General features: G+C 60.3%; 11 protein-coding genes and 4 tRNA genes. 9 read left to right on the top strand and 6 right to left on the bottom strand.

All coding sequences use genetic code 11. The features are described from left to right. Positions 1-100: 100 nt before the first annotated feature. From LIY36_RS17680 to LIY36_RS17670, 3 genes are read right to left on the bottom strand one after another with little or no spacing between them, the layout of a single operon-like run. A complete protein-coding gene (locus LIY36_RS17680; protein WP_226456452.1) occupies positions 101-1,519 on the bottom strand; it encodes an efflux transporter outer membrane subunit in 1,419 nt (472 codons plus the stop codon). Next, entirely contained in the window at positions 1,503-2,672 is a 1,170-nt protein-coding gene (locus LIY36_RS17675) for an efflux RND transporter periplasmic adaptor subunit (protein ID WP_226456451.1), read from the bottom strand. Before LIY36_RS17675 ends, LIY36_RS17680 begins: the two co-directional genes overlap by 17 nt. Next, positions 2,662-5,883 carry an efflux RND transporter permease subunit gene (locus LIY36_RS17670; RefSeq protein WP_226456450.1) on the bottom strand — a complete coding sequence of 1,074 codons (3,222 nt, stop codon included), beginning with the start codon at positions 5,881-5,883 and terminating at the stop codon, positions 2,662-2,664. The genes LIY36_RS17675 and LIY36_RS17670 overlap by 11 nt, the downstream gene beginning before the upstream one ends. A 196-nt stretch (positions 5,884-6,079) precedes the next feature. On the opposite strand from LIY36_RS17670, the gene LIY36_RS17665 reads away from it, so the two are divergent. After that, entirely contained in the window at positions 6,080-6,490 is a 411-nt protein-coding gene (locus LIY36_RS17665; RefSeq protein ID WP_226456449.1) for a PA0061/PA0062 family lipoprotein, read from the top strand. Here the strand turns inward: LIY36_RS17665 and LIY36_RS17660 are convergent. Next, positions 6,487-6,636, bottom strand: a complete 150-nt coding sequence (locus tag LIY36_RS17660; protein ID WP_192296655.1) for a hypothetical protein — start codon at positions 6,634-6,636, stop codon at positions 6,487-6,489. The genes LIY36_RS17665 and LIY36_RS17660 overlap by 4 nt on opposite strands. A gap of 211 nt (positions 6,637-6,847) precedes the next feature. On the opposite strand from LIY36_RS17660, the gene LIY36_RS17655 reads away from it, so the two are divergent. Then, entirely contained in the window at positions 6,848-7,510 is a 663-nt protein-coding gene (locus LIY36_RS17655) for a cysteine peptidase family C39 domain-containing protein (RefSeq protein WP_226456448.1), read from the top strand. 154 nt (positions 7,511-7,664) lie between these two features. Here LIY36_RS17655 and pbpG read toward each other — a convergent pair whose 3' ends face one another. Both pbpG and folD read right to left on the bottom strand, forming a co-directional pair. Further along, positions 7,665-8,588, bottom strand: a complete 924-nt coding sequence (gene pbpG / locus LIY36_RS17650; protein WP_226456447.1) for a D-alanyl-D-alanine endopeptidase — start codon at positions 8,586-8,588, stop codon at positions 7,665-7,667. A gap of 208 nt (positions 8,589-8,796) precedes the next feature. Beyond that, positions 8,797-9,651, bottom strand: a complete 855-nt coding sequence (gene folD / locus LIY36_RS17645) for a bifunctional methylenetetrahydrofolate dehydrogenase/methenyltetrahydrofolate cyclohydrolase FolD (RefSeq protein WP_192296652.1) — start codon at positions 9,649-9,651, stop codon at positions 8,797-8,799. Between the two features lie 279 nt (positions 9,652-9,930). Between folD and LIY36_RS17640 the strand changes: the two genes are divergently transcribed. From LIY36_RS17640 to clpX, 7 genes are all read left to right on the top strand, one after another. Next, positions 9,931-10,007: transfer RNA gene (locus LIY36_RS17640), tRNA-Arg, on the top strand. Positions 10,008-10,039: 32 nt separating this feature from the next. After that, positions 10,040-10,115 (top strand) — tRNA-His (locus tag LIY36_RS17635). Between the two features lie 56 nt (positions 10,116-10,171). Then, positions 10,172-10,256, top strand: a tRNA-Leu gene (locus tag LIY36_RS17630). Between the two features lie 79 nt (positions 10,257-10,335). Further along, a tRNA-His gene (locus tag LIY36_RS17625) sits at positions 10,336-10,411 on the top strand. 399 nt (positions 10,412-10,810) lie between these two features. Continuing rightward, entirely contained in the window at positions 10,811-12,121 is a 1,311-nt protein-coding gene (gene tig, locus LIY36_RS17620; RefSeq protein WP_226456446.1) for a trigger factor, read from the top strand. Between the two features lie 91 nt (positions 12,122-12,212). Next, on the top strand, positions 12,213-12,848 hold the full coding sequence (clpP, locus tag LIY36_RS17615; protein ID WP_071487154.1) for an ATP-dependent Clp endopeptidase proteolytic subunit ClpP: 636 nt from the start codon (positions 12,213-12,215) through the stop codon (positions 12,846-12,848). 111 nt (positions 12,849-12,959) lie between these two features. Continuing rightward, positions 12,960-14,243, top strand: coding sequence for an ATP-dependent Clp protease ATP-binding subunit ClpX (gene clpX, locus LIY36_RS17610; RefSeq protein WP_003238279.1), 1,284 nt, complete (start codon positions 12,960-12,962; stop codon positions 14,241-14,243). Positions 14,244-14,402 lie beyond the last annotated feature (159 nt).

Below are 14,402 nucleotides of genomic sequence, written 5' to 3'. Positions count from 1 at the left end.
GGGCGAAGCCGCCCCAAACCCAGGCACCTCGGTCTTCCTGAAACACCGCGGCGGACCATTTGGGGCGGCTTCGCCCCCCAGCGCGGGGCTTGCCCGCTCACTACAAGGTGTTGTGCCAGCCGCCGCCGAGGGCGGTGAGCAGGCCGACACTTGCTTGCAACTGCCGCGTTTGCACCGCCTGTAATGTCCGCTGTGCCTGCAACGCGGCGGTTTGGGCGGTCACCACATCCAGGTAACTCACGGCGCCCGCCTGGTAGCTGTTCATCGCCAGCGCTTGGGTATGCTGCGCCGCATCTGCCGCCGCTTGTTCATCCTGGGCTTGCTGCTGCAAATCCCGCAGTTGCGCCAGGTTGTCTTCGACTTCGCGCACGGCTCTCAACACCTGGCTGCGGTACTGCGCCGAGGCTTCTTCGAATTCGGCCTTGGCTTGGCGTTCATTGGCGCTCAAACGACCGCCGTCGAAGATCGGCAAGTTGACCAGCGGCCCCAGCGCCCAATAGCGATTGCCTGCCGAAAGCAGGTTGCCGACGCCTTGGGTCTGCCCGCCGATCAAGCCGGTCAAGCTGAAATCCGGGTACCACGCCGCCTTGGCCACGCCGATATTGGCATTGGCGGCGAACACTCGTCGTTCTGCTGCGGCAATGTCCGGGCGACGTTGCAGCAGGTGGCTGGGCAACTGCGTTGGGATCTGCGGCAGCGCGATCAACTGTGGGCTCGGCGGTAGCGTGAAATCGCTGGCCGCCACACCGACCAATTCGCCTAACGCATGCTCAGTGAGGTTGCGCTGGCCGTGGATGTCATCCAATTGCGCCTTGGCTTCGGCCAGTTGGTTTTGTGCGCGGGTCAGGTCCAGTTCCGAGGCGATCTGGCCTTCATAGCGGCTGCGGGTCAGTTGCAATGCCTGGCTGAAGTCCTCCAGCGAGCTGTTGAGAATGCGTGCCTGTGCATCCAGCCCGTTGAGCTGCACATACAAGCTCGCCAACTGATGCTGCAGGCTCAAGCGGGCCACTGCCAGGTCGTCGCCAGAGGCCTGTGCCTGGGCATCGCCGGCGGCGACCTGGTTGCGGACTCTGCCCCACAGGTCCAGGTCGTAGCTCAACGAAAACCCGGCGGTATTGCTGTTGTACACCGATGGCTGGGTGCTGCCCCGCAGCGGTCGCGAGTCGGATTGCCGTTGGCGCAGTGGCTGCGCACTGGCGCTGATTTGCGGGAACAGCCCGGCATGCAATTGGCTGGCGTATGCCTGGGACGCATCGAAGTGGGCCAGTGCCGCCGCGAGGTCCGGATTGGCCTTGAGCAGTTGCTGTTGCAGGTCGTTCAGGCGCGTATCGTTGTAGAGCTTCCACCATGCCGGCGCCAAAGTGTCGGCCGGTTGCGCGCTGTGCCATGGGCCATCGCGGGTCTGTTCGCGATAGCCCGCCGGCAGGTTGACCGAGGGCACTTGATAGGTCGGTGCCATGGAGCAGCCCTGCAAGGCCAGCAGCATCAAGGCGGCGAGGGGGTTAAGCCTTGGGTGCATGGGCACCTCCGCTGGCGTCCGCCAGTTGCACCGGATCGCCTTCGCGCAGGGCGTCGGGCGGATTGTCGACCACTCGGTCGGCGGGTTTGAGGCCCTGGTCGATCACCAGGCGTTCGCCGAGGTCGAGGCCGATGTGGATGGTTTGCAGGTGCACGTGGTTGTGCGCATCCAGCACCGCGACCTGAGTGCCTTGGGCGCGGAAGATCAGCGCACTGGCCGGGATGCTCACGCCGTGGGTGTCGGCCGGAATCGGCAGCGTCGCCTCGGCGTAGTCACCGGGCAGCAGTTCGCCGTTGGGGTTGTCGGCGACGAACTGTGCGAGCAGGGTGCCGGAGCGGCGGTCGATGGCGGTGGAGTCGCCGATCAGCCGCGCCTTGAAGTGTTGGCCAGGATGCTCGGGCACCGTCAGTTCGGCTTCAAGGCCCGGGTGGATCACCGCGGCATAGTTCTGCGGCACCGGCACATACAGGCGCAGTTGGTGAGTGTCGGCGATGTTGAACAACTCCGGATCGCTGTCGGTATCGGCCTTGATCAACTGGCCGATGTCGGTGTTGCGGGCGGTGATGGTGCCGGCGAACGGTGCGCGGATGGTCTTGTAGCTGGCCAGGGCCGACAGGCGCGCGCAGTCGGCGGCGGCGGCGTCGGCGTTGGCCTTCGCGGCGGCGGCGTTGGAGGTTTTTTCATCGGCCTCCTGGCGTGACACCGAGTGGCTGGCCAGCAGGTTTTGCCAGCGGGTGGCGGTGGTTTGCGCCAGGCGTGCGTTGGCTTGTTCCTGCACCAGTCGTGCATGGGCTTGGGCCAGTTGCTGGTCGAGGTCAGGGCTGTCGATTTCGGCGAGAACCTGCCCGGCCTTGACCTGGGTGCCGATGTCGGCTTTCCAGTCCTTCAAATAGCCGCTGACCCGCGCGTGGATCGGTGCCTTGCTCCACGCTTCCAGGTGCGCCGGCAACCGCAGGGTATCGCCGGCGGCGTTCTGTTGCGGCTGGAACACCAGCACCTGGGGAATGGCAGCGGTTTCCGTCCAGGCGGTCACTGCTTGTTCATGCAACGTGCGGGCGTGCAGGCCGTTGGCGACCAGCAGGGCGGCCAGGGTTAGGCCGCCGACACCCATGAGCATCAGACGCTTGCGCGAGGGTTTGTGATCAGGCGACATGTGAGGTTTCTCCAGCAACTGCGCGAGTAGGGTGACGACCGTGGACCAGGCTGAAGACCACGGGGACAAACAACAGGGTGGCGATGGTGGCGAAGATCAACCCACCGATCACCGCCCGGCCAAGGGGGGCGTTTTGTTCTTCGGAAAGGGCCAGTGGCAACATGCCGATGATCATCGCCAGGGCGGTCATGCACACCGGGCGAAAACGCGTGTAACCGGCCTCCATCGCAGCCTTGAGCGCATCGCCATGTTCGGCCAGGCGTTCGCGGCAGAAGCTCACCACCAGGATCGAGTTGGCGGTGGCCACGCCCATGCACAGAATCGCGCCGGTGAGCGCCGGCACCGACAACGAGGTGCCGCTGAGGAACAGCATCCATACGATCCCCGCGAGTGCGGCCGGCAATGCCGTGATGATCACGAACGGGTCGGCCCACGACTGGAAGTTGACCACGATCAGCAGGTAGATCAGCACCACCGCACCGAGCAGGCCCAGGCTTAAACCGCTGAAGGCTTCATGCAATGCGTCGATCTGCCCATGCAGGCTGATGGTCGCGCCTTTGGGGCGCATCGACGCGGTGTCATCCAGCACTTTTTGCACGTCGCGCGCTACGCCGCCGAGGTCGCGGCCTTGTACGTTGGCGTAGAGGTCCAGGGTCGGCTCGATGTTGTAGTGGGTCACCACCGCCGGGCTTTGCACGCGGGAGAAGTCCGCCACGCCGCCGAGGATCTGCGATTGGCCGTCGGCGCCGGTGACCGGCAAGGCTTCCAGGGATGGCAGGCTGTCGAGGCGGTATTGCGGGGTCGCTGCGACGATCGAGTACGACACACCGTTGGCTGGGTTGAGCCAGAAGGTCGGGGCGGTCTGCGAGCTGCCGGCGAGGGAGGCGACCATGCTGTTGGTCACGTCACGCTCGGTGATGCCCAGGCCATTGGCGCGCAGGCGGTCGACATTGACTTGCAACGACGGGTAGCCGGTGGACTGCTGGATACGCAGGTCGGCGATGCCGGGTACGTGTTGAAGACGGCGTTCAAGTTCCACCGCATAGGCACGGTTTTCTGCATCGTTGCGCCCGGAGATTTTCACGTCCAGCGGGGCCGGGGCGCCGAAGTTGAGGATCTGGCTGCTGATGTCGGCCGGCAGGAACGCGAAGTGGCTGCCAGGGAAACTTTGCGGCAGGGCTTCGCGCAGTTTTTTCACGTAGTCGGCGGTGGGCGCGTGGTGTGGTTTCAGGCTGACCTGGATGTCGCCATCCTGTGGACCGATGGTGCCGCTGCTGCTGTAGGCCATGTCGATGCCGCTGAGCGGGATACCGATGTTGTCGACGATGGTGTCGAGTTCATCGCTTGGGATCACTTCGCGAATCCGCGCTTCGATGCGGTCGAAGGCGGCGGCGCTTTCTTCGATGCGCGTGCCCAGCGGCAGGCGCACGTGCAGGGCGAGGGCGCCGGCGTCGGTGGCCGGGAAGAAGTCCTGGCCCAGGCTGGGCAGCAGCAGGAACGAGGCGAGCACGCAGGCCAGGAAGCCGACGATAAAGCGCTTGCGATTGCCCAGCGCCAACAGCAGCAGGCTGTGATAGGTGTCGCGGATATTCGAGAAATGGCGCTCAAAACCCTGCTGGAAATTCAGCACCGCTTGCAGCGCGGCATGGCGCGGTTTGGCGTGTTGCTCACCCTCGTGGTGGTTGATGAACTCGTCTTCCGGGTGATGACCCGCGCCCGGTTCCGGCGTGTGCGGCTTGAGCAAAAACATCGCGAGTGTCGGCACCAGGGTGCGCGAGAGGATGAACGAGCTGGCCATGGCAAAGATCACCGCCAGGGCCATCGGCCGGAACAGGTAACCGGCGATGCCTTGCAGCATAAACATCGGCACGAACACGATGCAGATGCACAGCAGCGAGACGAACGCGGGGCCGACGATCTGCGCGGCGCCGTCGAGGATCGCGGTCTTCACCGCCTTGCCTTGTTCCAGGTGCCAGTTGATGTTTTCGATGGTCACGGTGGCGTCGTCCACCAGAATCCCCACCGCCAATGCCAACCCGCCGAGGGTCATCACGTTGAGGGTTTGCCCGCTGACGGCCAGTAGCGCGATGGCTGACAACACGGCCAGGGGAATCGACGCGGCGATAATCAGGGTCGAGCGCCAGCTGCCGAGGAATAGCAGGATCATCGCGCTGGTCAGCAGGGCGGCGATGATGCCTTCCTGGGCCACGCTGCCCACCGATTGCTTGACGAACACCGAGGCGTCGCCCAGCAGCGAGGTTTTCAGCGAGGGTGGCAGGGTTTCGTCGATGCGCGGCAGCATCTGGCGGATGCCGTCGATGATCGACAGGGTCGAGATGCTGCCGTTTTTCAGGGCCGGCATCAGCACGGCGCGGTGGCCGTCGACACGTACGATGTTGGTTTGCGGCGGCGAGCCGTCACGCACGTGGGCGACTTGGCCGATAGTGATCAGCGCGCCGTCGACGGTCTTGATCGGCAAGTCGTTGAGTTCATCGATCGCCTTGGGGCTGTTGTTGAGCAGGATCGTGTATTCGTTGGGGCCGAGTTTGGCGGTGCCCACCGGGATGATCTGGTTTTGCAGGGCCAGGGCGGTGCCCACGTCCTGGGCCGACAGGCCTTTGGCGGCCAGTGCCTGCGGGTCGAGGTCGAGGGTGATCTGGCGTTGCTTGCCGCCCATGGGCGTGGGCATGGCGAGGCCGGGCAGGGCGCTGAGGGGCAGGCGGATATTGTTCTGCACCAGGTCGCGGATCTTCGCTTCCGACAGGCTCGGGCTGGAGAATGCCAGTTGCAGGATCGGCACGGTGGAGGCGCTGTAGTTGAGGATCAACGGCGGCGTGATGCCGGGTGGCATCTGCTTGAGCACGGTTTGTGACACGGCGGTCACTTGGGCGTTGGCGGTGCGGATGTCCACGCCGGGTTGGAAGAAGATCTTGACGATGCCCATGCCGGGCAGTGATTGCGATTCGATGTGTTCGATGTCGTTGACAGTGGTGCTCAGGGAGCGTTCGTAGGTGTAGATCACCCGACCGGCCATGGCATCCGGCGACAAGCCGTTGTACTGCCAGACCACGGCGACCACGGGGATGCCGATGTCGGGGAACACATCCGTGGGGGTGCGCAGGGCCGCCATCGGCCCGATGATGCAGATGAATATGGCCAACACGATAAACGTGTACGGCTTTTGCAGTGCGGTCTTTACCAGCCCGAGCATGCGTGAACCTCCGAAAGGAGCAGGATTGCAAACCCCGGCAGTCTTGCCCGACCCACCTAACACGCGCCTTTCAGCCAGGTGAAGGAACATTTAGGAAGGGGCTGAAGATCGTTTCATGCGTATTCATTTGTTCAACGCAGGTCGGCTCCGCAAGCTTGTAACCCATCGGACACATCGTCTTTTTTGGAGCCCTGCCATGTCACTTAAACCTCTGTTGTTGATTCCAACCCTCGGTGCCGTGCTGTTGTTGTCGGCGTGCGCCGGCCCGATCCCCAAGGCGGACCCGAGCGAAGCATGGATAGGATTGAAGGAAGAAGCGCCGAATGACCTGATGGCCGAACGCGTGGATGGCAAGCGCGTGGACGATGGGCGCTTTTTTGAAGTGACACCGGGCGACCATCGCCTGGACGTGACGTTGTACGAGGAAGAGCCGGGCGACGACAATCAGCAGGACTGCCAGGGGCGGGTCGAGTACAAGAATTTCAAGGCCGGTGAGCACTACACCCTGGTGGAGTCGAGCCTGGGCACTACCGTGCGCGCGTCGCTGAAGGATGGCCACGGCAAGGAAGTTGCCGCGACCCAGGATTTCAGCTGCATGCCTGGTTAGGCGTGGTGCACCGCGGCCTTGTGGGGCTTGGCGGGTTTGGCGTGGGGGTGGTGTCGACGGGCAATACGCAGCACCCCCCACAACATGGCGGCGGCAACGGCCAGCCAACCACAGATCAACAGGATTATCGTCGTTGCAAGGCTCATCAGGGCCTCCTTTCGCCCCGCTCGGGGCACACACAGTCTTCTCAATGGACAGTCTAGCTACCTGGCGGTTGCCTGCTATTGACCAATGGTCGTGTCCGTCCAACTTGTTTGCTCTATGCCGCACGCTTTACTGACGCCTGAGGCTATACCCGCGTGGCAGAGCGTCCTATGATCAGGGCCCTTACCGGCAGTTGATCAAGAGAGTAAAAAATTGCGGTTACGGTCGAACGTAAAAACATCCTTGTTGCTGGCCTTTGCCCTGGGGCTCGCGGCCTGTTCCGGGCACCCGTCGAAACTGCCGGGCCTGCCGGAGCGGGTCGAGCTCAATGGCGTGCCGACTTTCCGCAGCGAGGCGTATCAGAGTGGCCCTGCTGCTCTGGCCAGCATGCTGTCGCAACAAGGCATTGTGATGACACCGGGTCTGCTGGATAAGCCGCTGCGCTTGCCGGGCGGCGAGGCGGACCTGGAGCGCAACATGCAGGTGCTGGCGCGTGAGTACGGGTTGATGGTGTATCCGCTGGATACCCAGCTGACGGCGTTGCTGGCACAGGTTGCAGCCGGTTACCCGGTGATGGCGCGGATTGGCGGCAGCCTGTGGTCTGACGCACGGTACGTGGTCGTGGTGGGGTTCAATCAGCAGAAAAGCACGGTGCTGCTGCGCGCCGGGATGGACCGGCGCCTGTTGATGAGCTTCAGCGAGTTTGAATCGAAGTGGAAGAGCGCCGGGAGTTGGGCGATCCTCACCCAGCGGCCAAGCCAGTTGCCTGCCAAGGTGGACGCGCAGCGCTGGCGTGAGGCGGCGAACGCCACGGCCCAGGCCGGGCAGGAGCGGGCGGCGGCGCAGGCGCTCAAGGTGTTGGCAGAAACACAGTAAAGCAGGACGTCGCAAACCTCATTTGGGAACAGGCTTGTGTGGGATGTGGGAGCGGGCTTGCTCGCGAATGCGGTGGGTCGGCTGAGGTATCTGTCGCTGATACACCGCATTCACGAGCAAGCCCGCTCCCACACAGGCCCGCTCCCACATTCTTTTAGCGGCGTACTTCTGCCGCGTTCGGGCGGTTTTTCAGATTCTTGTCGGCCTTGTAGCGCAACGCTACATCCGGCACCGAGCCGCTCTTGCCGGTCTCGACCCAGTTGCGAATGCGGCTGGCATCGGCAAAGTGCGTGAATTTACCGAAGGCATCCAGAATCACCAGCGATACCGGACGATTCCCCATGCTGGTCACCAGCACCAGGCAGTGGCCGGCCTGGTTGGTGAAGCCGGTCTTGGTCAGCTTGATGTCCCAATTGGCGCGGTTGATCAGGTGGTCTGTGTTGGAGAAACCCAGGGTGTAGTTGGGTTTGCGGAACGACACCGTCTTTTCCTTGGTGGTGCTCAGTTGGCTGAGCATCGGGTAGTGGCGCGCGGCGGCCAGCAATTTGCTCAGGTCGCGGGCAGTCGATACGTTGTGGATCGACAGGCCGGTGGGCTCGACGTAGTGGGTGCTGGTCATGCCCAGCGCCTTGGCCTTGGCATTCATTGCGGCGATAAACGCCGGGTAGCCGCCCGGGTAGTGGTGGGCCAGGCTGGCGGCGGCGCGGTTTTCCGAGGACATCAGCGCGATCAACAGCATTTCTTTGCGCGGCATTTCGCTGCCGATCTTCACGCGGGAGAACACGCCTTTCATTTCTGGCGTGTCCTTGATGTTGATGTCGATGTATTCGTCCATGTTCTGCTTGGCTTCGAGCACAATCAGGCCGGTCATCAGCTTGCTCACCGAGGCAATCGGCACCACCACGTCGGGGTTGCTGGAGTAGATGACTTTGTTGGTCTGCAGATCCACGAGCATGGCACTGCCGGAAGCGATCTGTAGTTTGGAGGTGTCGCGCGGGGCCTGGATGGTCTCGGCGGCGTGCGCGAAGGTGCCTGTAAATACAAAAAATAGGCTGGCGATGGAGAGACGAATTTTCACGCGGATGAACTCGCTAAGAAGTAAGGAAATACCGTTGGAAAACGGGTGCTTTGAAAAATTACGTTACATTCTAGAAGTATGGATCAGAAACTGTCGAATGTTCTTCGAGAACCAGACGAAAGTGCTTAAAAACTAAGAAAAAAAGGTTTTTATGCCGGGCAATAAAAAGCCCTGCGATAAGGCAGGGCTTTTTCAGTGCTGCTGGTTATTAGCTGTGCAGGGTTTCTGCCGCATACAGCGTGTTTTCCAGCAGGCAGGCGCGGGTCATCGGGCCGACGCCGCCTGGCACTGGCGTGATCCAGCCGGCCCGGGGCAGGGCGGTGTCGTAGACCACGTCGCCGACCAGCTTGCCGTCTTCCTGGCGGTTGATGCCCACGTCGATGACGATGGCGCCTTGCTTGATCCACTCGCCCTTGACCAGGCCTGGCTTGCCGGCGGCAACCACCACCAGGTCGGCGCGGCCGACGTGGCCGGCAAGGTCCTTGGTGAAGCGGTGGGTGACGGTCACGGTGCAGCCGGCCAGCAGCAGTTCCATGGCCATTGGGCGACCTACGATATTGGAGGCGCCCACGACTACGGCGTCCAGACCGTACAGGTCGACACCGGTGCTTTCCAGCAGGGTCATGATGCCTTTGGGGGTGCAAGGGCGCAGCAGCGGGATGCGCTGGGCCAGGCGGCCGACGTTATAGGGGTGGAAGCCGTCGACGTCCTTGTCCGGGCGGATACGCTCCAGCAGCTTGGACGCGTCCAGGTGCTCGGGCAGCGGCAATTGCAGCAGGATGCCGTCCATTGCCGGGTCGTCATTAAGGCTGTCGATCAGGTCGGTCAGGGCCTGTTGGGTGGTGTCGGAAGGCAAGTCGTAGGCCTTGGAAATAAAGCCGACCTCTTCACAGTCTTTACGCTTGTGCGAGACATAAACCTGAGAGGCAGGATCGCTGCCGACCAGGATCACCGCGAGGCCAGGCGTGCGCAGGCCTTGCTGGCTACGCTCGGTGACGCGTTTGGCGATCTGCTGGCGCAGGCTGGCGGCGATTGATTTGCCGTCGATAAGTTGTGCAGTCATTACGCGTGATTAACCATCGAGAGGGGGAAGAAATGTGTGCGCATTCTCGCATGCCACAGCGTGAGGGCAAAGGCGCTTGGTCTGCAAATTGCCCTAACCCCTTAAATAAAATGAATTTTTTTCAAAAAAGATTTGACGGCTTTCCGGGGCGTCTATACTATTCGTCGCACTTGTCGGGCACAGCCTAGCACTGGTTAAGAAGGTCGAGCAGAATAGAGTGTTGTTCTGCAAGGCTGGAAGCACTTAGTTTGTAATCCTCCAAGAGTACAGATTAATAAGGCGCCCGTAGCTCAGCTGGATAGAGCATCCGCCTTCTAAGCGGATGGTCGCAGGTTCGAGTCCTGCCGGGTGCGCCATTAGGCAGCTTTGGCACAAGTAGTGTTAGATGGTGGGCGTAGCTCAGTTGGTAGAGCACGGGATTGTGACTCCCGTTGTCGAGGGTTCGATCCCCTTCGTCCACCCCATATTTTGAAAAGGCGCCAGATTAATCGTCTGGCGCCTTTGCTTTAAGAGCTCCAGCGCGGATGTGGTGGAATTGGTAGACACACTGGATTTAGGTTCCAGCGCCGCGAGGCGTAAGAGTTCGAGTCTCTTCATCCGCACCAATTTCAAGGCGTCGCCCTGCCGCAAGGTGAGGTGAGGTTCAACAAAGAAGATGTTTGAGTTCTTTGTTAATGCAATATGGTGGGCGTAGCTCAGTTGGTAGAGCACGGGATTGTGACTCCCGTTGTCGAGGGTTCGATCCCCTTCGTCCACCCCATATTCGAAAGGCGCCAGATTTAACAGTCTGGCGCCTTTTTTGGTTTTGGCAGTTCTGGTTTTCGCGGCCGCAGGTGCTGGGCCGCAACGGCAGGGCGTTTCATCGTATTTATGTGTCTCGATGATACCGCGCTGTCTGCTTGCCCTGTTTGCGGGGTGGGCCGTCAGGGAGGTGGATGACGACCTCTTCTATATATAGAAGGGGCGACGCAGAGCCCTGGCGTGATGGGGTGTATTTGTCACCGGGGCGGGGTGCATCAGTGCCTTCGTACCGATAAATTGCCGGCTGTTTTCGGGCGTATTTGCAGTAGGGTGACTTCTTGAGTTTGACCCTCTAGAATGCATGCCCTTGATTGGGGTCGGAAATGGCCGGCTAACGTCTGTGCAACGAGGAATATCCATGCAAGTTTCTGTTGAAAATACTACTGCTATCGAGCGCCGCCTGAGCATTACCGTGCCGGCAGAGCGTATTGAGACTGCGGTCAACAAGCGTCTGCAGCAGACTGCCCAGAAGGCCAAGATCGCTGGTTTCCGTCCAGGCAAAGTGCCAATGAGCGAAATCAAGCGTCGTTTTGGTGCTGATGCGCGCCAGGACGCTGTGGGTGACGTGATCCAGGCTTCCTTCTACGAAGCCGTAGAAGCGCAGAACCTGAAGCCTGCTGGCTCGCCGTCGATCGAGCCTAAGTCCCTGGAAGCTGGCAAGGACCTGGAATACGTTGCCGTATTCGAAGTGTTCCCGGAGTTCGAAGTTGCCGGCTTCGAAGGTATCGCCGTAGAGCGCCTGAGCGCTGACGTGGCCGATGCCGACCTGGACAACATGCTGGAAATCCTGCGCAAGCAGAACACCCGTTTTGAAGTGACCGATCGCGCCGCTCAGAACGAAGACCAGCTGAACATCGATTTCGTTGGCAAGGTTGACGGCGAAGTATTCGCTGGCGGCTCCGCCAAGGGTACTCAGCTGGTGCTGGGTTCCAACCGCATGATCCCTGGCTTCGAAGACGGTCTGGTTGGCGCTAAAGCCGGCGAAGAGCGTGTTCTGAACCTGACTTTCCCTGCTGACTACCAGAACCTGGACCTGGCTGGCAAAGCCGCCGAGTTCACCGTGACCGTCAACAGCGTTTCCGAGCCTAAGCTGCCAGAGCTGAACGAAGAGTTCTTCGCTCAATTCGGCATCAAGGAAGCGACCCTGGAAGGTTTCCGCACCGAAGTTCGCAAGAACATGGAGCGCGAGCTGCGCCAGGCTATCAAGTCCAAGGTGAAAAACCAGGTCATGGACGGTCTGCTGGCCGCCAACCCGATCGAAGTGCCTAAGGCCCTGCTGTCCAACGAAGTGGATCGCCTGCGCGTTCAAGCGGTTCAGCAGTTCGGTGGCAACATCAAGCCTGATCAACTGCCGGCCGAGCTGTTCGAAGAGCAAGCCAAGCGTCGCGTTGTACTGGGTCTTGTCGTGGCAAAAGTGGTTGAGCAGTTCGAGCTCAAGCCTGACGAAGATCGCGTTCGCGAAATGATCCAGGAAATGGCTTCGGCCTACCAGGAGCCTGAGCAGGTCGTGGCTTGGTACTACAAGAACGACCAGCAGCTGAACGAAGTACGTTCGGTTGTGCTGGAAGAACAAGTTGTGGATACTGTTCTGCAGAAGGCTAAGGTGACCGATAAAGCGGTCTCTTACGAAGAAGCAGTCAAACCGGCGGAAGCAGCACAAGCCGACTGATTGTCCAACTCGTTGGAAATACAACCATAAGCCAGCCTCGCGCTGGCTTATGCGTTTTCAAGACATGACTATTTGGGAGTAACTGCAGAGCATGTTCCGTAATTCCTATATTCAGCAGAACTCTGATATCCAGGCCGCTGGCGGCCTGGTCCCGATGGTTGTAGAGCAGTCCGCTCGTGGCGAACGCGCCTACGACATCTACTCGCGCCTGCTCAAGGAGCGAGTGATCTTTCTGGTTGGCCCCGTAGAGGACTACATGGCCAACCTGATCTGTGCGCAGCTGCTGTTCCTTGAAGCCGAAAACCCGGACAAGGACATCCATCTCTACATCAACTCCCCAGGCGGTTCGGTGACGGCGGGTATGTCGATCTACGACACCATGCAGTTCATCAAGCCGAACGTGTCGACCACCTGCATTGGCCAGGCCTGCAGCATGGGCGCATTCCTGCTGACCGCGGGTGCCGAGGGCAAGCGCTTCTGCCTGCCGAACTCGCGCGTGATGATTCACCAACCACTGGGCGGTTTCCAAGGCCAGGCGTCGGACATCGAGATCCATGCCAAGGAAATCCTGTTTATCCGTGAGCGTCTCAACACGCTGATGGCCAAGCACAGCGGACGTACCCTGGAAGAAATCGAGCGCGACACCAACCGTGACAACTTCATGAGTGCCGAAGCCGCGCAAGCCTATGGCCTGATCGACAAAGTGATTGACCGTCGCCCAGCTTAATTAAGCCGCTCAAAATAGGGCTGGTCGGCATGCCCGACCACTTGCGGGCTTGAAAAAGCCCGCGTAAGCCTTCATCTTGTGTTGCAAGCCTATCGGATTTGGATCGAACGAATGACTGACACCCGCAACGGCGAGGACAACGGCAAGCTGCTCTATTGCTCCTTCTGTGGCAAAAGCCAGCATGAAGTGCGCAAGTTGATTGCCGGCCCCTCGGTGTTTATCTGCGACGAGTGCGTCGACCTGTGCAATGACATCATCCGCGAGGAGGTGCAGGAAGCCCAGGCCGAGAGCAGTGCGCATAAATTGCCTTCGCCTAAAGAAATCAGTGGCATCCTTGACCAGTATGTCATCGGTCAAGAGCGTGCAAAGAAGGTTCTGGCCGTAGCGGTGTACAACCACTACAAACGCTTGAACCAGCGTGACAAGAAAGGTGACGAGGTCGAACTCGGCAAGAGCAACATCTTGCTGATCGGTCCTACAGGCTCGGGTAAAACCCTGCTTGCAGAAACCCTCGCTCGCCTGCTGAACGTTCCGTTCACCATCGCCGACGCCACCACCCTCACCGAGGCTGGCTACGTGGGTGAAGACGTCGAGAACATCATTCAGAAACTGCTGCAGAAGTGCGACTACGACGTAGAGAAGGCCCAGATGGGTATTGTCTACATCGACGAAATCGACAAGATCTCGCGCAAGTCCGACAACCCGTCGATCACCCGGGACGTTTCCGGTGAAGGCGTGCAGCAAGCCCTGTTGAAACTGATCGAAGGCACAGTTGCTTCTGTACCGCCACAAGGCGGCCGCAAGCACCCGCAGCAGGAATTCCTACAGGTTGATACGCGTAACATCCTGTTTATCTGTGGCGGTGCGTTCTCTGGTCTGGAAAAAGTAATTCAACAACGTTCCACCCGTGGTGGTATTGGTTTCAGTGCGGAAGTACGCAGCAAGGAAGAAGGCAAGAAGGTTGGCGAGTCCCTGCGTGAAGTCGAGCCTGACGATCTGGTCAAGTTCGGTCTGATCCCGGAATTCGTTGGTCGTCTGCCGGTCCTGGCGACGTTGGACGAGCTGGATGAGGCTGCTCTGATTCAGATCCTCACCGAGCCGAAAAACGCCCTGACCAAGCAATACGCCAAGCTGTTCGAGATGGAAGGTGTGGACCTCGAGTTCCGTACCGACGCGCTCAAATCGGTGGCCAAGCGGGCGCTGGAGCGCAAGACCGGTGCACGTGGTCTGCGTTCTATCCTGGAAGGTGTGTTGCTCGACACCATGTACGAAATCCCCTCGCAGTCCGAGGTGAGTAAAGTGGTGATCGACGAAAGCGTTATAGAAGGTAAGTCCAAGCCACTGTATATCTACGAAAACAGTGAGCCGACTGCCAAGGCTGCGCCAGACGCGTAAGCGTTTTGCAGTTGCTTTACAAACAAGGGGCCTCTAGGGGCCCCTTTGTTTTTGCACTCACTTTTAATTGCGGGATTTTTCCTGCGTTTTCCTGCTGGCATTAAGCTTGTTTTTTTTGCATGCAGCCCCCATCTTGGTTTCAAGTTTATTTTTCATCTG

This window comes from Pseudomonas sp. AF03-9 (assembly GCF_020515815.1).
Lineage (GTDB): Bacteria > Pseudomonadota > Gammaproteobacteria > Pseudomonadales > Pseudomonadaceae > Aquipseudomonas.
The sequence above is the reverse complement of the archived record's forward strand: the minus strand, read 5'-3'. Positions and strand labels throughout refer to the sequence as shown.